This is a genomic window from Streptomyces sp. H39-C1, assembly GCF_027158125.1.
Classification (GTDB): domain Bacteria; phylum Actinomycetota; class Actinomycetes; order Streptomycetales; family Streptomycetaceae; genus Actinacidiphila; species Actinacidiphila fildesensis.
Genome location: NZ_JAPVLS010000009.1, coordinates 127,944 through 148,317, shown reverse-complemented (window position 1 = coordinate 148,317; position 20,374 = coordinate 127,944). Strand labels below are relative to the sequence as shown.

The 20,374-nt window shown below is 71.2% G+C and carries 16 protein-coding genes, 2 tRNA genes and 1 pseudogene; 14 read left to right on the top strand and 5 right to left on the bottom strand.

Features of this window, described 5'->3' with window-relative positions:
• Window positions 1-5 precede the first annotated feature (5 nt).
• Window positions 6-1,109 (top strand): SCO2583 family membrane protein, encoded by a 1,104-nt coding sequence (locus O3W51_RS08870; protein WP_138353138.1) that lies wholly within the window; start codon window positions 6-8, stop codon window positions 1,107-1,109.
• 75 nt (window positions 1,110-1,184) lie between these two features.
• Here the strand turns inward: O3W51_RS08870 and O3W51_RS08865 are convergent, their stop codons facing one another.
• Window positions 1,185-2,330, bottom strand: a complete 1,146-nt coding sequence (locus O3W51_RS08865) for a M48 family metallopeptidase (protein ID WP_198357365.1) — start codon at window positions 2,328-2,330, stop codon at window positions 1,185-1,187.
• 136 nt (window positions 2,331-2,466) lie between these two features.
• Here O3W51_RS08865 and O3W51_RS08860 point away from each other — a divergent pair, with 136 nt between their 5' ends.
• The 6 genes from O3W51_RS08860 (at window position 2,467) to O3W51_RS08835 (ending at window position 6,382) form a co-directional block, all read left to right on the top strand.
• On the top strand, window positions 2,467-2,619 hold the full coding sequence (locus O3W51_RS08860) for a hypothetical protein (protein ID WP_187144878.1): 153 nt from the start codon (window positions 2,467-2,469) through the stop codon (window positions 2,617-2,619).
• An 8-nt stretch (window positions 2,620-2,627) separates the two neighbouring features.
• Window positions 2,628-3,230, top strand: a complete 603-nt coding sequence (nadD, locus tag O3W51_RS08855) for a nicotinate-nucleotide adenylyltransferase (RefSeq protein WP_138353140.1) — start codon at window positions 2,628-2,630, stop codon at window positions 3,228-3,230.
• 27 nt (window positions 3,231-3,257) lie between these two features.
• Window positions 3,258-4,991, top strand: a complete 1,734-nt coding sequence (locus O3W51_RS08850; protein ID WP_198357366.1) for an LCP family protein — start codon at window positions 3,258-3,260, stop codon at window positions 4,989-4,991.
• 139 nt (window positions 4,992-5,130) lie between these two features.
• Complete coding sequence (rsfS, locus tag O3W51_RS08845) at window positions 5,131-5,565, top strand: ribosome silencing factor (RefSeq protein WP_138353142.1); 435 nt, start codon at window positions 5,131-5,133, stop codon at window positions 5,563-5,565.
• Window positions 5,562-6,215 (top strand): histidine phosphatase family protein, encoded by a 654-nt coding sequence (locus O3W51_RS08840; protein ID WP_232485017.1) that lies wholly within the window; start codon window positions 5,562-5,564, stop codon window positions 6,213-6,215. Before rsfS ends, O3W51_RS08840 begins: the two co-directional genes overlap by 4 nt.
• 94 nt (window positions 6,216-6,309) lie before the next feature.
• A tRNA-Ala gene (locus O3W51_RS08835) sits at window positions 6,310-6,382 on the top strand.
• Between the two features lie 93 nt (window positions 6,383-6,475).
• Here O3W51_RS08835 and O3W51_RS08830 read toward each other — a convergent pair.
• The gene (locus O3W51_RS08830; protein ID WP_138353144.1) at window positions 6,476-6,973 is read right to left on the bottom strand and encodes a MarR family winged helix-turn-helix transcriptional regulator; all 498 of its coding nucleotides are present in this window, start codon (window positions 6,971-6,973) and stop codon (window positions 6,476-6,478) included.
• Window positions 6,974-7,017: 44 nt separating this feature from the next.
• Here O3W51_RS08830 and O3W51_RS08825 point away from each other — a divergent pair, with 44 nt between their 5' ends.
• Both O3W51_RS08825 and O3W51_RS08820 read left to right on the top strand, forming a co-directional pair.
• Window positions 7,018-8,001 (top strand): EamA family transporter, encoded by a 984-nt coding sequence (locus O3W51_RS08825; RefSeq protein ID WP_244809166.1) that lies wholly within the window; start codon window positions 7,018-7,020, stop codon window positions 7,999-8,001.
• Between the two features lie 5 nt (window positions 8,002-8,006).
• Window positions 8,007-8,645 (top strand): NAD(P)-dependent oxidoreductase, encoded by a 639-nt coding sequence (locus O3W51_RS08820; protein WP_198357368.1) that lies wholly within the window; start codon window positions 8,007-8,009, stop codon window positions 8,643-8,645.
• Between the two features lie 51 nt (window positions 8,646-8,696).
• Here the strand turns inward: O3W51_RS08820 and O3W51_RS08815 are convergent, their stop codons facing one another.
• Window positions 8,697-9,659: a helix-turn-helix transcriptional regulator gene (locus O3W51_RS08815; protein ID WP_306664960.1), complete on the bottom strand. Its 963-nt coding sequence runs from the start codon at window positions 9,657-9,659 to the stop codon at window positions 8,697-8,699.
• Window positions 9,660-9,761: 102 nt separating this feature from the next.
• On the opposite strand from O3W51_RS08815, the gene O3W51_RS08810 reads away from it, so the two are divergent.
• Window positions 9,762-11,210, top strand: coding sequence for an MFS transporter (locus O3W51_RS08810; protein WP_187144877.1), 1,449 nt, complete (start codon window positions 9,762-9,764; stop codon window positions 11,208-11,210).
• Window positions 11,211-11,336: 126 nt separating this feature from the next.
• Here O3W51_RS08810 and O3W51_RS08805 read toward each other — a convergent pair.
• Window positions 11,337-12,403, bottom strand: a pseudogene (locus O3W51_RS08805) (alkene reductase).
• 89 nt (window positions 12,404-12,492) lie between these two features.
• On the opposite strand from O3W51_RS08805, the gene O3W51_RS08800 reads away from it, so the two are divergent.
• Entirely contained in the window at window positions 12,493-13,065 is a 573-nt protein-coding gene (locus O3W51_RS08800; RefSeq protein WP_198357369.1) for a MarR family winged helix-turn-helix transcriptional regulator, read from the top strand.
• On the opposite strand, the gene O3W51_RS08795 is transcribed toward O3W51_RS08800, so the two are convergent.
• Window positions 13,055-14,407, bottom strand: coding sequence for a glycosyltransferase 87 family protein (locus tag O3W51_RS08795; protein ID WP_307811308.1), 1,353 nt, complete (start codon window positions 14,405-14,407; stop codon window positions 13,055-13,057). The genes O3W51_RS08800 and O3W51_RS08795 overlap by 11 nt on opposite strands.
• Before the next feature lie 209 nt (window positions 14,408-14,616).
• Between O3W51_RS08795 and O3W51_RS08790 the strand changes: the two genes are divergently transcribed.
• From O3W51_RS08790 to leuS, 3 genes are all read left to right on the top strand, one after another.
• Window positions 14,617-14,689: transfer RNA gene (locus O3W51_RS08790), tRNA-Ala, on the top strand.
• A 547-nt stretch (window positions 14,690-15,236) separates the two neighbouring features.
• A complete protein-coding gene (locus O3W51_RS08785) occupies window positions 15,237-17,198 on the top strand; it encodes a S53 family peptidase (protein ID WP_198357370.1) in 1,962 nt (653 codons plus the stop codon).
• A gap of 254 nt (window positions 17,199-17,452) precedes the next feature.
• Entirely contained in the window at window positions 17,453-20,341 is a 2,889-nt protein-coding gene (leuS, locus tag O3W51_RS08780) for a leucine--tRNA ligase (RefSeq protein ID WP_138353149.1), read from the top strand.
• Window positions 20,342-20,374 lie beyond the last annotated feature (33 nt).

The window sequence follows — 20,374 nt, the reverse complement described above, 5'->3', positions numbered from 1 at the left end:
GTGGTATGGCCGGTCCTGGAGACCCTCCTGAGGGCGCCCCTGAGGGAGTCCCGGGAGGTGGTGAGGACGAGTACCGATCCGTCGTCTTCGACGAATCGTTCGTTCGAGCTGCCCGTATCCAGGAGTACTCGGCCCGTGAGCGGCTGGACGGGACCTCGCGGGCGGTGCGCGTCCGCCATATGTGGCCCGTCGCCGGCGCCCCGCGCCAGGCCCTGATCCTGGTCGTACTCATCGCCGTCGCCTTCGGCACCGCGATCTACCTGGGCATACGTCATCCGTACAGCAGTTCGGGGCCGGATGCGGTGGAGCCGCTGCGGATCACGCTGATACCGCTGGTGCCGCCGGGCCCGGTACCGGCCGTGGACACGAAGTCGCTGTACGCGAACGATCCGGCCGCGCACTACCGGGCCGGTGCCGAAGGGCTTCCGCTGCCGACCGCGCGCCGTGTCGGGGACTTCACCGAGAGTCAGGTGATGCAGGCGCTCAGCACCACCAAGGAGTACCTGGTGGCCTCGTCGCTCGACCCGGAAGCGGTTACGGGCGGCGGTGTGCGCGCCGTCCGGGATCTGATCGATCCCGGCCAGGTCGACCAGTTCGACCGCAGCCTGAGCGCCCCGGGCGACGACGGGCAGCACGCGGCGACCGGCTGGCTGGTGCGGCTGGACCCGGCCAAGGTGCGGCTGGCCGACCAGAAGGTACGGGTGAACGGCACCATCGCGGTGGCCCAGGTCGGTGACGACCGGCTGGAGGTCGTCGCCGACCACACCTTCGTGTACGCGGTGCAGGGCGTCACCGGTTCCGGGGCGGCGCAGGGCACCACCTCGCTGTTCACCGTGCGGCGCGAGATGCGGTTCCGCTTCGACCGGGACGACCTGCGCGACCACCACATGGAAGTGGTGCAGGCCGATGTCGCCGCCGGACCGCTGTCCTGCACGGCCCCGGCCGCCGACTACTTCCGGCCGCTGCTCGCCGGCCAGTCGCCGCAGGGCCCGACCACCGCCGATCCGTACGACCGCGACCGTCCGGCAGTATCCGTCTGCGCGGGGCTGGCGAACGGCGCCACCGGTACCCCGGCGGCGCCCTCCACCACGTCCTCAGCAGCTCCCTAGGCCGCGCCCGAGGGCGTTACGGCCCGGAGGCGGTGCCCGGAGCCGGTGCCTGGAGCCGGTGCCCGGGAATCGGTGTCACTCCGCGCGGGGACCGTTCTCCGGGCTGTCCCCGGGGCCTTCCTGCGTCTCGTCCGCCGGCCGCTCCTGGGTGCTGGTCTGCGTGCCGCCCGGACCGGTGAACTTGTTCCTGAGCTTGCCGCCGATGTCGCCCGCGCCCGTCGATATGTCGCGGATCAGGCCCATCAGCGGGTCCTTGCTGGTCTTGACGTTCTCCGCGTAGTGGTTCGCCGACTCCTTGAAGGTGTCGTAGACCGAGGTGTCCTTGTCCTCGCTCCTGCGCGGGTAGTGCCCGTCCATCAGCCGCTGGTAGTCGCGGCTCGCCGCCCACTTCTTCAGCTCGGCGGCGCGCACCGTGGTGAAGGGGTGGGTGCGCGGCAGCACGTTCATGATCTTCAGGACGGAGTCGCGCAGGTCGCCGGCGGCCTCGTACTCGTCGGCCTGCTTCAGGAACGCGTCCACGTTCATCTCGTGCAGGTGGTTGCCGCCGGCGATCTTCATCAGCCCGCGCATCGACGCCTGCAGGTCCTGCCCGACCAGCAGCCCGGCCCGGTCGGCCGACAGCTCGGACTTGCGGAACCACTCGCGCAGCGCCGTGACGATCGCCAGGATCGCCAGGTTGCCCAGCGGGATCCACGCGACCCGCACGGCCAGATTCGTCAGGAACAGCAGGATGGTGCGGTAGACCGAGTGGCCGGAGAGCGCATGGCCCACCTCGTGGCCCACGACCGCCCGCATCTCCTCCTCGTCGAGCAGCTCGACGAGGCCGGTGGTGACCACGATGATCGGCGAGTCCATGCCGATGCACATCGCGTTCGGCTGCGGGTCCTGCGTGACGTACATCGACGGGACCTTCTCCAGGTCCAGGATGTAGCAGGCGTCGAGCAGCATGACGTTCAGGTGCGCGAACTGCTGGTCGCTCACCCGGACGGAGTCCGAGAGGAACAGCAGTCTCAGCGAGCGCTCGGGGAGCAGTCCGCTGAGCGCCTTGAAAGCGGTGTCGAAACCGGTCAGCTTGCGGAGCGCGACCAGCGCGGACCGGTCGGCGGGATGCTCGTACGCCCTGGAGGAGATCCCCGGGAAGCGCTTGCGCGTGCGGCTGGGCACCTTCGCGGCACCGCCACTGGACTCCGTGGAGTCGCTCGGATCGTTCGGCACGGACATAGTGACCCAACCCCCAGATAGCCAACCGGTACATACTCTGGACGCGCGGAGCCTGCGCTAAGTTCCACAGGGCCCGCCCGTACGATGTGCGTGAGTCTTCCCGTCCACCCTCGAAACCGCAAAGGTCCTGCCGACCATGACGTCATACGCAGCTGCCGCACTGACCACCCTCGCCGAGGAGTCGGGTGGGGGGAACCACGAGAGCCTCAGCCCGTATCTCACGGGCGGTGGCGCGCTGTTCGCGCTGCTCCTCCTGCTGTGGATCACGACCCGCTTCAACCGGGACTAGTCTCCGCGATGCCTGGGAACGTGAAGAAGCGGATCGGCGTGATGGGCGGAACGTTCGACCCCGTCCACCACGGTCACCTGGTCGCCGCCAGCGAGGTGGCGAGTCTGTTCCAGCTCGACGAGGTCGTCTTCGTGCCGACCGGCCGGCCGTGGCAGAAGGCCGACAAACCGGTCTCGCCACCCGAGGACCGGTATCTGATGACGGTGATCGCCACCGCCTCCAACCCGCAGTTCTCGGTGAGCCGCAGTGACATCGACCGCGGCGGCAAGACGTACACCATCGACACCCTGCGGGATCTGCGCGACGAGCACGCGGACGCGGACCTCTTCTTCATCACCGGCGCGGACGCGCTCAACCAGATCTTCTCCTGGCGGAACGCCGAGGAGCTCTTCTCCCTCGCGCATTTCATCGGGGTGACGCGTCCTGGGCATACCCTGGCGGATCCGGGCTTCCCGGAGGGCGGGGTCTCGCTGGTCGAGGTTCCCGCGCTGGCGATCTCGTCGACGGACTGCCGCCAGAGAGTGGCCAAGGGCGATCCGGTCTGGTACTTGGTGCCGGACGGGGTGGTGCGCTACATCGACAAACGCAGGCTCTACCGGGACGACGGGTAGCGGACGCATCGCAGTGAAGGGGTCCTCGTGAACGACGCAAACCCCCGTTGGCAATACGCCGAGGGAGGTCCTGAGAACGGTCAGGACCCGAACGCCCCGCAGGACCCGCCCGCGCCCCAGGACCCTTACTACCAGCAGCAGTACGGATACGACCCGTATGCACAGCAGCCGGAGCAGCAGCCCCGGCAACAGCAGCCGCCGCAGCAGCAGCCGGGGTACGCCGACCCGTACTACGCGGACCCGGCGCAGACGTACGCGGGGCAGCAGCAGGGCTGGATCCCGCAGCAGCAGCCGTATCCGGACCCCCAGTACGCGCAGCCGCAGCCCTTGCAGCAGCCGCCGTACCAGGACCCGCAGTACCAGCAGCAGCCGCAGTACGGCGCGCCGCCCGCTCAGCCGTACTACGCGGCGCCCGCCCCGGCCGCCGCCCCGCCGGCCGCCCCGGTGCCCGCGCAGGTCCCCGGGCCCGACGCCGTACCGCCGCGGCAGCAGGCCGGACAGGACTACCGCACCGAGCAGTTCGCCTTCGTCGACGAGGACGACGAGGAGTCGGAAGAGGTCATCGACTGGCTGAAGTTCTCGGAGTCCCGCACCGAACGCCGTGCCGAGACCAAGCGGCGTGGCCGCAAGCGCAAGATCGCCCTGGTGCTGCTGGTCGTGGTGGCGCTGGTCGGTGGCACCGGCTACCTCTGGAAGACCGGCCGGATCCCCGGCCTCGGCGGCTCGGGCAAGAACACGGCGGCGGCCGGCGCGGGCGGCCAGAAGCGCGATGTGATCGTGGTGAACCTGCGGCCGGTGGACGGCTCGGAGTCCTCCACGGCGCTGCTGGTTAGCAACCAGACCACCGGCAAGGGCACCACGGTGCTGCTGCCGAACACGCTCGCCCTCAGTACCGACGACGGCGGTTCGACCACCCTCGGCAAGCAGATCGACCAGGGCCAGGAGCCGACCCGGCAGGGGCTGAACACGCTCCTCGGGTCCGACATCAAGGGCAGCTGGCGGCTGGACACCCCGTATCTGGAGATCCTCGTCGAGTCCCTCGGCGGCATCACCCTGGACACCGACACCGCGGTGAACGGGACGCAGAAGGACGCGGGCAAGGTCCTGGTCACCCAGGGCAAGGCGCAGGAGCTGAACGGCCAGGGGGCCGTCGCGTACGCCACCCACCGCGGGCCCGGCGAGGCACAGGCCAAGCAGCTCATCCGCTTCGGCCAGGTCATGCAGGCCGTCCTGGCGAAGATGCCGAGCGACTCCGCCTCGGCGACGAAGACCGTCGAGGCGCTGAACTCGATCCCGGACCCGTCGCTGCCCGTCAACGCGCTCGGCGCCTCGCTGGCGCAGCTCGCGGAGCAGGCGAAGACGGGGACCTACAGCACCGCGCTGCTGCCGGTGCAGCCGAACGGGACGCTGAGCGCGCAGGCCACCGAGAGCGTCGTGAAGGACGTGCTGGGCGGCACCGTGAAGAACGCCGGGGCCTCGGCGCAGGCCAGGGTGCTGATCAAGGACGCCTCCGGCGACAAGAAGGCGGCGGGCCTGGCCCAGGCCGCGATCCTGAACGGCGGCGTGTACACCTACGTGGCGGGCGGTACGGCCCCGTCGTCGCAGCCGGCCTCCGAGGTGCTCTACGCCGACGACGCCCGCAAGGCGGCGGCCGCCGATGTGGCCAAGACCCTGGGGCTGCCGGCGGGCGCGGTGAAGAAGGGAACGGTCGCCGCGAATGCGGACATCACGGTCGTCCTCGGCAAGGACTACAAGGGCTGACACCCCCCTGAGCGGCGGCCCGGGACCGGCCGGGAATCCGCTCAGGGGGCCTGACCAGGCCTGATGGATAACGGGTCGGGGGCTGTCCGTGGGGCGTGAGACCCTGGAGAGACACGCCCTCGACCCGAAAGCCTCACCTGTGACCGCCACTGACCACTCCATCGAGCTCATCAAGGCCGCCGCGCAGGCCGCCGCCGACAAGCTCGCGCACGACATCATCGCCTATGACGTCAGCGACGTCCTCTCCATCACCGACGCGTTCCTGGTGGCCTCCGCCCCGAACGACCGGCAGGTCAAGGGCATCGTCGACGGCATCGAAGAGGCGCTCCTCAAGGAGCTGGGCACCAAGCCGGTGCGCCGCGAGGGCGAGCGCGACGGCCGCTGGGTGCTGCTCGACTACATCGACATCGTGGTCCACGTGCAGCACTCCGAGGAGCGCGTTTTCTACGCCCTCGAGCGGCTCTGGAAGGACTGCCCCGAGATCGAGCTGCCCGCCGACGCCGTCGCCACCCGCGGCAAGGGCGAGGAGCACGCGAAGCTGTACGCGGCCGAAGCGGATGGAGACCTGAGCTGAACGGGCACACGACGGGCCGCGGCCGCCGGATCGTTCTTTGGCGGCACGGCCAGACCGAGTGGAACCTGGAGCAGCGCTTCCAGGGCAGTACCGACATCCCGCTGACCGCGGACGGTATCGCCCAGGCCCGGCGCGCCGCCAGGCTGCTCGGCGCTCTCGAACCGGCCGCGATCATCGCGTCCGACCTGCAGCGCGCCTCCGCGACGGCCGCCGAGCTGGCCGCCGTGACCGGCCTCGGTGTGACCCACTACGAGGGGCTGCGCGAGACGTACGCGGGGGACTGGCAGGGTCTGACCCACACGGAGATCGTGGGGCGGCACGGCGAGCAGTACGCCGCCTGGAAGCGCGGCGAGCCGGTACGGCGCGGCGGCGGTGAGCTGGAGACCGAGGTCGCGGACCGGGCGGCGCCCGTGGTGCTGGGCGAGGCCGACAAGCTGGCCGACGGCGGCACTCTCGTGGTGGTCAGCCACGGCGGCACGATCCGCACCACGATCGGCCGGCTGCTGGGGCTGGAAGCGGGCAACTGGGAGGCCCTCGGGGGTCTGTCGAACTGCTGCTGGTCGGTGCTGGGCGAGGGAGCGCGCGGTTGGCGGCTGCTGGAGCACAACGCGGGCACGCTGCCCGAACCGGTGCTCGGCGACGACAACTGATCCACTCGCCGGTGGATCACCGGGCGGATTTCGCATCTGCCCCGGAGACCGGTTAAGCTTCTTCTCGTTCCCAGCGCGAGCCGCTGGAAACGGCGGGGCTGTAGCTCAGTTGGTAGAGCGCTTGCATGGCATGCAAGAGGTCCGGAGTTCAATTCTCCGTAGCTCCACGATAAGGATCCCGTCCGATCACTGCGATCGGGCGGGATCTTTGCGTTTCCGCAGGTCAGCCGCGTGTGGGTCCGGCTCTGGCCGGGCGCGGGTCAGTCGATGGTGTCGCCGAGGGACTCGGAGAGATGCCGCAGGGCGTTGGCGAGGGCCGCCCGCTCGGGTTCGGTCAGCGCGGCGAGCAGCCGGTTCTCGGTGGCGAGGTGGTCGGGCAGCACCTCGTCGATGAGATCGCGGCCGTCACGGGTGAGAGCGACATGCACCACACGGCGGTCCGACGGGCTGGGGGTGCGCGTCACCAGGCCGCGGTCCTGGAGGCGGTCCAGCCGCTGGGTGACGGCTCCTGAGGTGACCATGGCCGCCAGCATCAGCTCGGCCGGTGTCAGCCGGTTCTCGGGGCCGCTGCGGCGCAGCGTGGCGAGGACGTCGAACGACGCGGCGTCGAGTCCGTGCGCGGCGAACGTACGGCGGAGTTCGGCGTCGATCACCCGCGAGAGCCGTTTCAGCCGGCCGATCACCGCCATCGGCGAGACGTCGAGGTCGGGGCGCTGCGTTCCCCACTGCTCCAGCACGCGGTCCACATGATCTGCCACCTGAGTACTGTACCAATGTCTTAGCGATGAGATACATTGCCTTAGTGCTAAGTAATCGAGTCCGGATCATCGTCGTGACCGCGCTGGCGCCCGCGATCTGGGGCACCACCTACCTCGTCACCACCGAGCTGCTACCGCCCGACCGGCCGCTGCTGGCCGCGCTGCTGCGCGCGCTTCCCGCGGGCCTCGTGCTCGTCGCCCTCACCCGGCGGCTGCCGCAGGGGTCGTGGTGGTGGCGTGCCCTGGTGCTCGGCTCCCTCAACATCGGGGCGTTCCTCGCGCTGCTGTTCATCGCCGCCTACCGGCTGCCGGGCGGGGTCGCCGCGACCCTCGGCGCGCTCCAGCCCCTGCTGGTCGCGGGCCTGTCCTCCGGTCTGCTCGGCGAGCGGCTGTCCCCGCGCACCGTCCTGGCCGGCATAGCGGGCGTGGCCGGCGTCAGCCTGCTCGTGCTGCGGGCCGACGCGCGGCTCGACGCGATCGGTGTCGCGGCCGCTGTCGGCGGCGCCGTCGTGATGGCCACCGGAGTGGTGCTCAGCAAGCGGTGGACGTCACCCGCACCGCTGCTCGCCACCACCGGCTGGCAGCTCGTCGCGGGCGGCCTGCTGCTGCTGCCGGTCGCCCTCCTCGTCGAAGGCCCGCCCCCGGCGAACCTGACAGCCGAGAACCTGGCCGGCTACGGCTATCTCTCGATCATCGGCGCGGCATTCGCCTACGCCCTGTGGTTCCGGGGGATCCGCGACCTGTCGCCCACCAGCGTGACGTTCCTCGGTCTGCTCAGTCCCGTGGTCGCCACGGTGCTCGGCTGGCTCGTCCTGGACCAGGAGCTCACCGCGGCCCAGATCCTGGGCGGGCTGATCGTCCTGGCCGCCCTCGTCGTGGCCCAGACGCGGAACGCCGCGCACCGGCCGGGCCCCGGCGGACCGCCGCGGTTCCGGAGCGCCGGCACCGCTATGGGCGGCGCCCCCGAAGCCGGCGACGTCCGGAACCCCTCGTCCGTCCCCATCGACAACTCATCGAGCAGGAGCTGAGATTGATGCGCATCACCGTCTTCGGAGCAGCGGGCAACGTAGGGCGCCGGGTGGTGGCCGAGGCGCTGGCGCGGGGCCATCAGGTCACCGCCGTCGTGCGCGATCCGGCCCGCTTCCCCGAGCTGCCGTCCGCCGCCGACGCACGGGCGGGCAACGCCGCGAACGCCGACGACGTGGCCGAACTGAGCGCAGGCCAGGACGTGGTGATCGGAGCGACCCGTCCCGCCCCCGGCAGCGAGGGCGAACTCGTCACGGCCACCCGGGGGTTGCTGGCCGGGCTCACCGGGACCGGCGTCCGGCTGCTGGTCGTCGGCGGCGCGGGTAGCCTGACCGTGCCCGGCACCGGGGGCGTCACCGTCGTCGACGGACCCGGCTTCCCCGCCTCGTGGCGCCCGATCGCGCTGGCGTGCAACGAGCAGCTCGCCGTCTGCCGCGCGGAAACCGCGGTGGACTGGGCCTACTTGAGCCCGTCCGCGCTGCTGGAGCCGGGAGTGCGCACGGGCCGCTACCGGCTGGGCACCGATGAACTGCTGGTCGATGCCAAGGGCGACTCGGCGATATCCATGGAGGACCTGGCGGTGGCGCTGCTGGACGAGGCCGAGCGGCCCCGCCACCACAGGACCCGCTTCACCGCCGGGTACTGATCCCCGGGTGGCCGCCGGCCGCGCCCGCCGGTGTGCGGGTGTCCCGCCCCCTCACGGGAGGCGGGACTCCACCGGCTCCGCCACCCGGTCGGGCACCCGCTCGGCCACCCGTTCCGCCGCTCGCTCCGCTTCTCGTTCCGCCACGATCTCCGAGACCTTCCGCCGGTGCACGGGGCAGCCGATCATCGGCTCGGCCATGACGCGCAGCCGCTCGATCTGCGCGCGGCTCTCGTCGTCGGCCGGGGTGTAGACGACGATCCGGTGCTCGGCCATGCCGTCGATGGCCAGCGACACCGAGGTCAGGTTGATCAGCCCGACCGACGCGTGCCGGAACACCTTGAGCCGCGGTCCCGGCGAGGCGACGTCACCGCGTGCCCACATCTGCGCGAACTCCGGGCTCTCGTGGATCAGGCGCGCGATGAACGTCTCCCAGACCGGCTCCCCGACATGCCGGCCGTACGCGGCGCGCAGCTGACCGACCATGCGGGGCAGTTCCTCGTCGCTGTTCACCATCGACGAGCAGCAGTCCGGGATGGTGAACAGCTTCAGCAGCACATTGCGTTCCGCGCGCGGGACGAACGTGGTCGCCGGCCAGATGTCGCGGTAGGCGGCGTTGGAGGCCTGTACGTCGTAGCGCGCGCTGTAGACCACGGCGGGCAGCGGGTCCAAGGCGTCGAGGATGCCCTGCACCTCCTCGCCCACCACCTCCGCGTCGGAGACGTCCTGGCGGACGAACGGCACCCCGGCCAGCCGGTAGAGGTGCTCGCGCTCGGTCACGTCGAGCTGGAGCACCCGGCCGACCGCGTCCAGCACCTGCACACTGGCGTTGATCGGGCGGCCCTGTTCCAGCCACGTGTACCAGGTGACCCCGACCCCTGCGAGCTGCGCGACCTCCTCGCGCCGCAGACCGGGGGTACGGCGCCGCAGCCCCGGCGGCATGCCGACGTCCGCGGGGGTGATGCGGGCGCGGCGGCTGCGGAGAAAGGCGGCCAGGGCGGTGCGGCGTTGGGGCATCTCCCCATCCTCCATCGGCCCGGGCACGCTTGCCAGGTGCTGCCGGTACCAGCATCACAGGGCTCTCGTTACCAGTAGTGCGCCGCGCGCAGGCTGGCGGACATGACGAATTCCGTGCTCCCGTTCCCCGTCACCGACAAGGAGACCACCCCCGGCGCCGACCGGCGCCCGCGCACCGGCCTGCTGCTCGGCATCATCCTGACGGGCCAGTTCATGGCCCTGCTCGACGTCTTCATCGTGAACGTCGCCGCGCCCACCATCCGTACCGATCTGCACGCCTCGGGCGCCGGGCTGCAGCTCATCGTGGCCGGCTACACCATCGCGTACGCCGTGCTGCTGATCACCGGCGCCCGGATCGGCGATCTGCTCGGCCACCGGCGGGTCTTCCTGTCAGGACTGGCCCTCTTCACGGCCTCGTCGCTGGCCTGCGGCCTCGCGCAGTCCACGGGTCAGCTGATCGGCTTCCGGTTCGTCCAGGGCGCGGGCTCGGCCCTGATGATTCCGCAGGTGCTCAGCCTGATCCAGCTGACGTTCAGCGGCGAGGCGCGGTCGAAGGCGCTCAGCGTCTACTCGGCGGTGATCGCCTCGGGCGCGGCGATCGGCCAGTCGCTCGGCGGGGTGCTCGTCAGCGCGGACCTGTTCGGCACCGGCTGGCGGCCGGTGTTCCTGGTGAACGTACCGATCGGGCTGGTCATGCTGGTCGTCGCGCCGCGGGTGATCCCGGCCGACGTCCGCAGCGCCCCGGAACGGCGGCGCGGACTCGACCTGCCGGGACTGGTGACGCTGGCTGCCGCGGTGACGCTGTTCACCGTGCCGCTGGTGCTCGGGCAGGAGGAGGGCTGGCCGGTGTGGGGCTGGATCTGCCTGGGTCTGAGCGTGGTGCTGTTCGGGCTGTTCACGGTGCTGGAGTCGCGGCTGGCGCGCCGTGGCGGCGCCCCGCTGGTGTCCGGGCGGGTGCTGCGGGCGCCGGGGATGGCGCGGGCGGCGACGATGATCGGCCTGGCGATGGCGGTCAACGCGGGCTTCCTGTTCAGCATCGCCCTGCATCTGCAGACCGGGCTGGGGGACAGCGCGCTGCGCACCGGCCTCACCTTCGCCGTCGCGGCGGTGTTCTTCGGTGGAGTCGGCCTCAACTGGCGCCGTCTGCCGCAGAGCTGGCACCGGTGGCTGGCCCCGGCCGGCTTCGCCGTCGGGGCGCTCTCCTTCGCCGTGCTCGGCCTGGCGCTGCGCGGCGGCGGGCACGGCGGGTTCGCGCTCTTCGCCGGACTGGCGGGGATCGGCACGGGGCTGGGATCGGCGTTCAGCCCGACCCTCACCCGCGCGCTGGGGAAGGTGGCCCCGCAGGACGCGGCCGACGCCAGCGGGCTGCTGGCCACCGTCACCCAGCTCGGCATGCTGGTGGGCGTGGCCACCCTCGGCACCCTGTTCCTGAACCGCCTCGACGTCGCGGGGCCGCACCCGGCGGCCCATGCCTTCGCGGTGACCGCGGCGGCGCTGACCGTCGTCGCGGTGGCCGGGGCGCTGCTGGGGCTGCGGCGCGACAAGGCGTAGGGCCGGACGGAGCCGGGACCGCATCCCGGCTCCTCCCGCCCCCGGCCCCGCGCTCCGACCGCCTCGCTGCGAACCGTTCCGCTGCGAACCATTCCGCTCGGAACCGTTCGGCTCCGCCCGCTCCGTTCAGACCAGCGCGGGATAGTCGGTGAAGCCGCGCTCGTCCCCGCCGAAGAACGTGGCGGAGTCGGGGGTGTTGTACGGGCCGCCGGCCGCGAGGCGGCGCGGCAGGTCCGGGTTGGCGAGGAACAGGGCACCGTAGGACACCAGGTCCGCGGTGCCGTCCTCGATGAGGGCGAGCGCGTCGGGACCGGTGGGGCGCCGCTCGGACCAGACGTTGAGAACGAGGGTCCCGGCGTACTGCTTGCGCAGCCGCAGCGTCAGCCCGCGGTCGCCGCCCTCGACCAGGTGCAGATAGGCCAGGCCGAGCGGTTCCAGCGCGCGCACCAGCGCGCTGTAGACGGCCTCCGGCTCGGGCTCGGCGATGTCGTTGTACGGGTTTCCCGGGGAGATCCGCAGACCGGTCCGGTCGGCGCCGATCGCACCGGCCACCGCGCGGGTCACCTCGACGGCGAACCGGATGCGGTCCTCGCCGTCGCCGCCCCACTCGTCGGTGCGGCGGTTGGTGTTGGGGGCCAGGAACTGGTGGACCAGGTAGCCGTTGGCGCCGTGGATCTCGACCCCGTCGAAACCGGCCTCGACCGCGTTGCGGGCGGCGGTCGCGAAGTCGGCGATGGTCCGCCGGATCTCCGCGTCGTCCAGCTCACGCGGCGCGATGAACTCCTTCGGCCCCTCATGGGTGTACACCCGGCCCTCGGCGGCCACCGGAGAGGCGCTGACCGGGACGAGCCCGTCCGGCAGCAGGTCGGGGTGGCCGATCCGGCCGGCGTGCATCAGCTGGGCGAAGATCCGGCCGCCCGCAGCGTGCACGGCGTCGGTCACCGTCCGCCAGGCGGCGATCTGCTCCGCGCTGTGCAGCCCGGGGGTGTCGGGGTAGCCCTGGCCGACGGCGCTGGGCTGGATCCCCTCGGTGATGATCAGCCCGGCCGAGGCGCGCTGGGCGTAGTACTCGGCCATCGCCGGGGTCGGGGTGGCACCGGGACCGTAGCCCGGCTGCGGGTCATCGGGGCCATCGCTATGCGGTTGGGAAGCCGGGTACCGGCGAGGTCGATGGGGTCGAAGGCATTGGGCATGAGGGTCTCCCCAGGAGTTATGTGGTCGGCCAACCAATCAACCGCGCATCGCTCCAGCACATTCCTTGGCCGGCCAACATAATGGGTTCATGACCCCGACGAGCCGCCCTGCTGCCACCGAAGACCCCGCCTGTACGCCGCCGCGGGCCCCCGTCGGCCGTACCGGCATCAGCCACGCGGTGTTCCGCACCGCACGCGCCCACCGCATGGCCGCCGGCCGGCTGCTGCGCGGCGCCGGCCTCTACGCGGGACAGGAGCTGCTGATGATGCGGCTGTGGGACGCGGGACCCCAGCGGCAGTCCGAGCTGATCAAGCTGCTGGACCTCGACCCGTCGACGGTGACGAGGATGGTCCAGCGCCTCGAACAGTCCGGTCTGGTCACCCGCCGCCCCGACCCCGACGACGGGCGCGCGGTCCTCGTCGAGGCGACCGAGGCCGGCCACACGCTGCGCGCACCCGTCGAGGACGCGTGGCGGCAGCTGGAGGAGATCACCGTCGCGGGGCTGTCGGCGGCCGACCGCCGGGAACTGGCCCGGCTGCTGGCCCGGGTCGAGGACAACCTGCTCCGCCGTGGCATGGACGGGGCGGAAGAGACGGACGGGACGGGCGAGGCGGCTGCGATGGGGACGACTGCCGGGGTAGAGGGTTCGGTCAGCGGTTGACGTAGTCGTACGCGGCCGCCCGCCGCGACGACAGCACGGGTGTGGAGCGCCGTCGGCGCGGATCGTTGCGGAAGGCCTGGAACGCCACCGTGCCGGTCACCGCGAGGAACGCGGCGCCGATCGCTGGATAGACCGCGGACAGCGCCATCTGCCCGCCGCTCTGCCCCAGTTCGAACCGCCCGGCGCCGTGCGGGACCAGCCACAGCATGAACGAGCAGAACAGCAGCCCCACCAGGGCCGCCCCCGCCGCCCACAGCGCGTCCCGGCGGCGCAGCGCCTCGGTGCCGAGCAGGATCACCATCGGCACCCCCCACACCCAGTGGTGCGACCAGGAGATCGGGCTGACCAGCAGCGCGGTCACCGCGCAGGCCAGCGTCGCCCAGGCCACGTTGTAGGGCAGCCGGTCCCCGGCGAGCAGTGCCGCGACCGAGACGGCCAGGCCCGCGCAGCCGACGACGGCGGCCGCCAGCAGCCAGCCGCTGCCCGGGTCGCCGGTGTGGAGGGCGCGGGCGAAGATCCCGCGCAGCGACTGGTTGGCGGTGTCCTCGCCGAAGCCGACCCGGTCCGCCGCGAAGAGCATCTCGGTCCAGAACCGCCGTGAGTCGTGCGGTAGCGCCACCGCTGCCATCGCCACCGTCCCGACGAACGTGATGACGGCCACGGCGGCCCGCCGCAGGTGCGGATTCCAGGGGCTGTGGCCACGGCGCAGCCGCCGCCAGCCCAGCGCCACCCCGGCCACCGCCAGCAGCACCGCGAACAGCGCGGGCGTCAGCTTGATGCCCGCCGCGATCCCGGTCCCGAAGCCGGCCCAGCGATGGCCCGCGCGCCGCGTCAGGTCCCACAGCACCAGCACGGCCAGCAGCAGGTTGATCTGCCCGTACCGCAGGGTCGTCCACACCGGCTCGCACCACACCGCGACGGACGCGACGGCCAGCGTCACCGCCGCGGCCGGCAGCTTGGCCGGCCGCCCGGTCAGCCGCAGCGACAGATGCACCAGCGCCACCAGCAGGCCCAGGTTCGCCACCGTCGCCACCGCGCGCATCCCGCCCACGCCGATCCACGTCAGAGGCATGAACATCAGCGCGGCGAAGGGTGGATAGGTGGTCGGGAGGTTCGCGTACGTGGCCCGCATCTCGTACAGGTCGCCGCCGTTGCGCACGGTCGCGCCCTCGGCCCGGTAGACCATCAGGTCGATCATCGACACATGGGAGGCGCGCTGCGCCATCCAGAAGCCGGCGAAGGAGACCAGGCAGACCGCCGCGGCGAGCAGCGTCGGTCGCCGCAGAATGAACGTCCTGGCCGCAATCATGCGGGTGTCGGCGGTCAGCTGCGTCGCTGTCACAGTGCGCTGCTCCAGGGAGACTGGTGGGGGGCACGGGGCGCCGGTGAACCTGGCACGGAATCCCGACATTACCTGGCTCGGCCTCGGAACAGCAGAGCAACCGTTCCTCCAGGTGAGCCCCCGGCTTCCCGGTAAACGATTTGGCGAAACACCCCCAGGGCCGTGTAATGTATGCCGAGTCGCCGGGGGAACCCGGCGGGGTACACCGCGGGGCTGTAGCTCAGTTGGTAGAGCGCTTGCATGGCATGCAAGAGGTCCGGAGTTCAATTCTCCGTAGCTCCACAATCAGAAGGCCCGATCGCCGAACCGGCGGTCGGGCCTTCTTCTCGTCCGGCCTTCTCCTCGGTCTTCGGGTCTTCGCGTCTTCGGGTCGCAGCGCCGGCGCCGGACAGCGGCGGACCGCCCTGGCCGGCCGCCGGTCACCGCCGCTGCCGCGGTGAGCCGGGCGCGGTGCGCCCCGAGCGCGTGACCCCGGCCGAGCCCGCAGCCGCGGTCGTCCTCCGGCGGCCGGCTTCCGGCAACTCCGGCCACGCCGTTGCCGCCGCTGCTAACGTCGATCCGACCGGGTGCCGGATTCCCCGTCAGCACCCGCCGATCGGACCGCGGTTCCGGTCGGCCCGGCCACGGTTCCCACCGGCCGGGCAGCGGCTTCCGCCCCTCGTGACCGGCTCGTGCCGCTTACCGTTCGCTGGCGTTTCTTTGGCCTGCTCTTGGCAATTGCATGCCCCTGACATGAGCTTTTCGGCGAAAGAGTGGCGCTCTGCGGTACGAGCCGTACGCATAGCGGCGACACCGTAATCGGCGTCAACTCGCTTCGCATGGGGGTTTCATGAGATTTGAGCGCAAAAGAACGCGTGCCGGGCTGGCGGTGGCCGCAGCGCTGCCGCTGATGGCCGGCGCGCTCGCGCTGGGCACACCTGCCGCGCAGGCTGACCAACCGCACGACAGGCAGCTGCTCAGTGGCACCAAGCCGCTGTGGGCAACCGCCAATGCGGACAAGGGCGACACGGCGGACGCCAGCGGCGTTACCGCCCGTGTCTACCTGGCGGGCCGGGACGCGAAGGGCCTCACGGCCTATGCGACCGCGGTTTCCGACCCGAAGTCGGCTTCCTACGGCAAGTATCTGACCGCGGCGCAGACACAGGCGCGGTTCGGTGCGACGAAGGACCAGATAGCCCAGGTCACCGCCTGGCTGAAGTCCTCGGGCCTCAAGGTGACCGGTACCACCCAGCACTACATCACCGTGAGCGGTGACGTGGCGGCCGCGGAGAAGGCGTTCGGCACCCAGCTGCACAACTTCGCCAAGGACGGCAAGACTTACCACGCCCCGGCGACGACGGCGTCCGCGCCGGCGGCGCTGAACGGCGCGGTGCTCACGGTCGTCGGCCTGGACAACGCTCCCAAGATCGCCAAGCACGACGAGGCGCTGCCGCCTCCCGGCGCGGTGTTCAAGAACGCCGGGCCGTTCTCGAGCTACTTCGGCTCGAACACCAACAAGAAGCTCCCGTCCGCCTACGGCACCAAGGCGCCGTACGCGATCAAGGGCTACACCGGCAAGGACCTGCGCGCCGCCTACGGTGCGAAGAGCTACACCGGTAAGAACGTCACGGTCGCGATCACGGACGCGTACGCCTCGCCGTACATCGTCCAGGACGCGAAGAAGTACGCCAAGAACAACGGTGACCAGGCGTACCGCAAGGGCCAGCTCTCCCAGGTGCTGCCCGCCGACTACAACTCGACCGAGGCCTGCGACGCGGGTGGCTGGTACGGCGAGGAGACGCTCGACGTCGAGGCCGTGCACGCCGTGGCCCCGGACGCCGACATCGTCTACGTGGGTGGCGCGTCCTGCCAGGACAACGACCTGCTCGACGCCCTGAACAAGATCGTCGACGGCCGGCTGGCCGACATCGTCTCCAACTCGTGGGGCGACGTCGAGGCCAATGAGACCCCGGACGTGGCCGCGGCCTACGACCAGACCTTCCTGCAGGGTGCTGTCGAGGGCATCGGCTTCTACTTCTCCTCCGGTGACTCCGGCGACAACGTCGCCAAGACCGGCAAGAAGCAGGTCGACACCCCCGGAAACTCCCCCTGGGCCACCTCGGTCGGCGGCACCTCGCTGAACGTCGGCAAGGGTGAGAAGTACCAGTGGGAGACCGGATGGGGCACCGAGAAGGCTGTGCTGTCGGCTGACGGCAACAGCTGGACGGGCTTCCCCGGCGCCTACACCTCAGGCGCGGGCGGCGGCACCAGCAACCTGTACGCGCAGCCGTTCTACCAGCGCAACGTCGTCCCGGACTCGCTCGCCCTCGCCAACGGCGGCGGCGTGAAGCAGCGCGTCGAGCCGGACATCTCGGCGGTCGCCGACCCGAACACCGGCTTCCTCGTCGGTCAGACCCAGTCCCTCGCGGACGGTTCGCTGGCGTACAGCGAGTACCGGATCGGCGGCACCTCGCTCGCCGCCCCGGTGATCGCCGGCGTCCAGGCGCTCGTGCAGCAGGCGCGGCACGGGGTCCCGGTCGGCTTCGCCAACCCGCTGATCTACGACCGGTACGCCACGTCGGCCTACCACGACGTCACGGACCACCCGCTGGGCCAGGGCCGTGACCAGGCGGTCGTCCGCGTTGACTTCGTCAACGGTGTCGACGCGGCGGACGGCACGATCACGTCCCTGCGCAGCCTCGGCAAGGACGCGTCGCTGCACGCCACGGTCGGCTTCGACGACGTCACCGGCGTCGGTACCCCTGGTGCCGACTACGTGACCTCGTACCTGCCGAAGAAGAACCACCGCTGACCTCACGGTCGGCGCACGGGCTGAGCTCCTGAGCCAGTGCACGGGCCCGCACCGGGGCATTCCCGGTGCGGGCCCCTCGCGCGCTGCGGTAACCTGACCCCATGCGTGCCGTACGCCTTCTGCTTAGCAAGCCGCACTGACGACGAACCGAGTCAGTGCGGCGGCCCCTCCTGTGCGAGGGGTTTTTTCGTTTCCGCAGGCAGGCAGCAGACGCGGCGTACGCCCGTCATGATCACGATGGAGCTTCGAGGACGATGAGCGAGACCACCGCCGCCACTGAGGCAGCCGAGCCGCACCGTACTGTGCCGACCTTCAAGTACACCGCTCAGCTGGCCGCCGACATCGAGGCCCGCTGGCAGGACTTCTGGGAGGAGTCCGGTACCTACGAGGCGCCGAACCCCAGCGGTGACCTGGCGGGGGATGCCGAGCTGGCCGCCAAGCCCAAGAAATTCATCATGGACATGTTCCCGTACCCCTCGGGCTCGGGACTGCACGTCGGCCACCCGCTGGGCTACATCGCCACCGATGTGTACGCCCGCCACCAGCGGATGACCGGCCACAACGTGCTGCACACCCTGGGCTTCGACTCCTTCGGGCTGCCCGCCGAGCAGCACGCGGTCGCCACCGGGACGCACCCGCGGGCCTCCACCGAGGACGCCATCGAGAACATGCGGCGCCAGCTGCGCCGGCTGGGCCTGGGCCACGACATGCGCCGGTCGGTCGAGACGATCGACCCGGCGTACTACAAGTGGACCCAGTGGATCTTCCTGCAGATCTTCAACTCCTGGTACGACGAGGAGGCGGGCCGGGCCCGTCCGATCGACACCCTGGTCGCACAGTTCGCCTCCGGCGCCCGCCCGACCCCGGACGGCCGCGCCTGGGACGCGCTGAGCGCCATCGAGCGCTCCGACCTGCTGGGCGAGTACCGGCTGGCGTACGCGTCCGAGTCGCGCGTCAACTGGTGCCCGGGGCTGGGCACCGTTCTGGCGAACGAGGAGGTCACCGCGGACGGCCGCTCCGAGCGCGGCAACTTCCCGGTCTTCAAGTCCAAGCTGCGCCAGTGGAACATGCGCATCACGGCCTACGCGGACCGGCTGATCGACGACCTGGAGCCGCTGGACTGGCCCGAGGCCATCAAGCTGCAGCAGCGCAACTGGATCGGCCGCTCCGAGGGCGCCCGGGTGGACTTCGCCGTCGGCGACGAGAAGATCACCGTCTTCACGACCCGCCAGGACACGCTGTTCGGCGCCACCTACATGGTGCTGGCGCCCGAGCACGAACTGGTCGAGACGGTCGTCCCGGCCGCCTGGCCCGAGGGCACCCACGACGTGTGGACCGGCGGGCACGCCACCCCGGGCGAGGCCGTGGCCGCGTACCGCAAGATGGCCGCCGCCAAGTCCGACGTCGAGCGGCAGGCCGACGCCAAGGAGAAGACCGGCGTCTTCACCGGCGCCTACGCCGTGAACCCGGTCAGCGGGGACCAGGTCCCGGTCTTCATCGCCGACTACGTGCTGATGGGCTACGGCACCGGCGCGATCATGGCCGTCCCGGCGCACGACAGCCGCGACTTCGCCTTCGCCCGCGCCTTCGAGCTGCCGATGCGCTGTGTCGTCCAGCCCTCCGACGGCCGCGGCACCGACCCGGCGGCGTGGGACGACGCCTTCGCCTCGTACGAGGCGAAGCTGGTCAACTCCGCCAACGACGAGTTCTCCCTGGACGGCCTGGGTGTCGTCGACGCCAAGGCGAGGATCACCGAGTGGCTGTCCGGGCACGGCATCGGTGAGGCCACCGTCAACTTCCGGCTGCGCGACTGGCTGTTCAGCCGACAGCGCTACTGGGGCGAGCCCTTCCCGATCGTCTACGACGAGGCCGGCGTGGCGCACTCGCTGCCCGAGTCGATGCTGCCGCTGGAGCTGCCGGAGGTCGACGACTACTCGCCGCGCACCTTCGACCCGGACGACGCGGACACCCGCCCGGAGACCCCGCTGTCCCGCAACGCGGACTGGGTGAACGTCGACCTGGACCTGGGTGACGGCAACGGGACCCGGCGCTACCGCCGCGAGACCAACACCATGCCCAACTGGGCCGGCTCGTGCTGGTACGAGCTGCGCTACCTGGACCCGAACAACAGCGAGCGGCTGGTCGACCCCGCGATCGAGCAGTACTGGATGGGCCCGCGCGAGGGCCAGCCGCACGGCGGCGTCGACCTGTACGTCGGCGGCGCCGAGCACGCCGTGCTGCACCTGCTGTACGCGCGCTTCTGGTCCAAGGTGCTGTTCGACCTGGGGCACATCTCGTCCTCCGAGCCGTTCCACAAGCTGTACAACCAGGGCATGATCCAGGCGTTCGTGTACCGCGACAGCCGCGGCTTCCCGGTGCCGGCCGCCGAGGTCGAGGAGCGCGACGGGGCCTACTTCCACCAGGGCGAGCCCGTCAGCCGCGTACTGGGCAAGATGGGCAAGTCCCTGAAGAACGCCGTCACCCCGGACGAGATCTGCGCCGAGTACGGCGCGGACACCCTGCGCCTGTACGAGATGGCGATGGGCCCGCTGGACGTCTCGCGCCCCTGGGACACCCGCGCGGTGGTCGGCCAGTACCGGCTGCTGCAGCGGCTGTGGCGCAATGTCGTCGACGAGGAGACCGGTGCGGTCACCGTGTCCGACGCCGAGCCCGACGAGGCGACGCTGCGCGCGCTGCACAAGGCGATCGACGGCGTCGGCCAGGACATGGCGGGCCTGCGCTTCAACACCGCCATCGCCAAGGTCACCGAGCTGAACAACTTCCTGACCAAGGCGGGCGGCGCCGTGCCGCGTGCCATCGCCGAGCCGCTGGTGCTGCTGGTCGCCCCGCTGGCCCCGCACATCGCCGAGGAGCTGTGGCGCAGGCTGGGCCACGACGACTCGCTGGTCCACGCAGCGTTCCCGGTCGCGGACCCGGCGCTGGTCCAGGACGAGGCCGTGATCTGCGTCGTTCAGATCAAGGGCAAGGTCAAGGCCCGTCTGGAGGTGCCGCCGACGATCTCGGACGCGGACCTGGAGGCGCTGGCGCTGGCCGACGCGGGCGTGGTCGCGGCGCTGGGCGGGGCCGCGGTGCGCAAGGTGATCGTGCGGGCGCCGAAGCTGGTCAACATCGTCACCGGCTGACGCTACGGAGTGCGCAGAACCCCTGGTATCCGG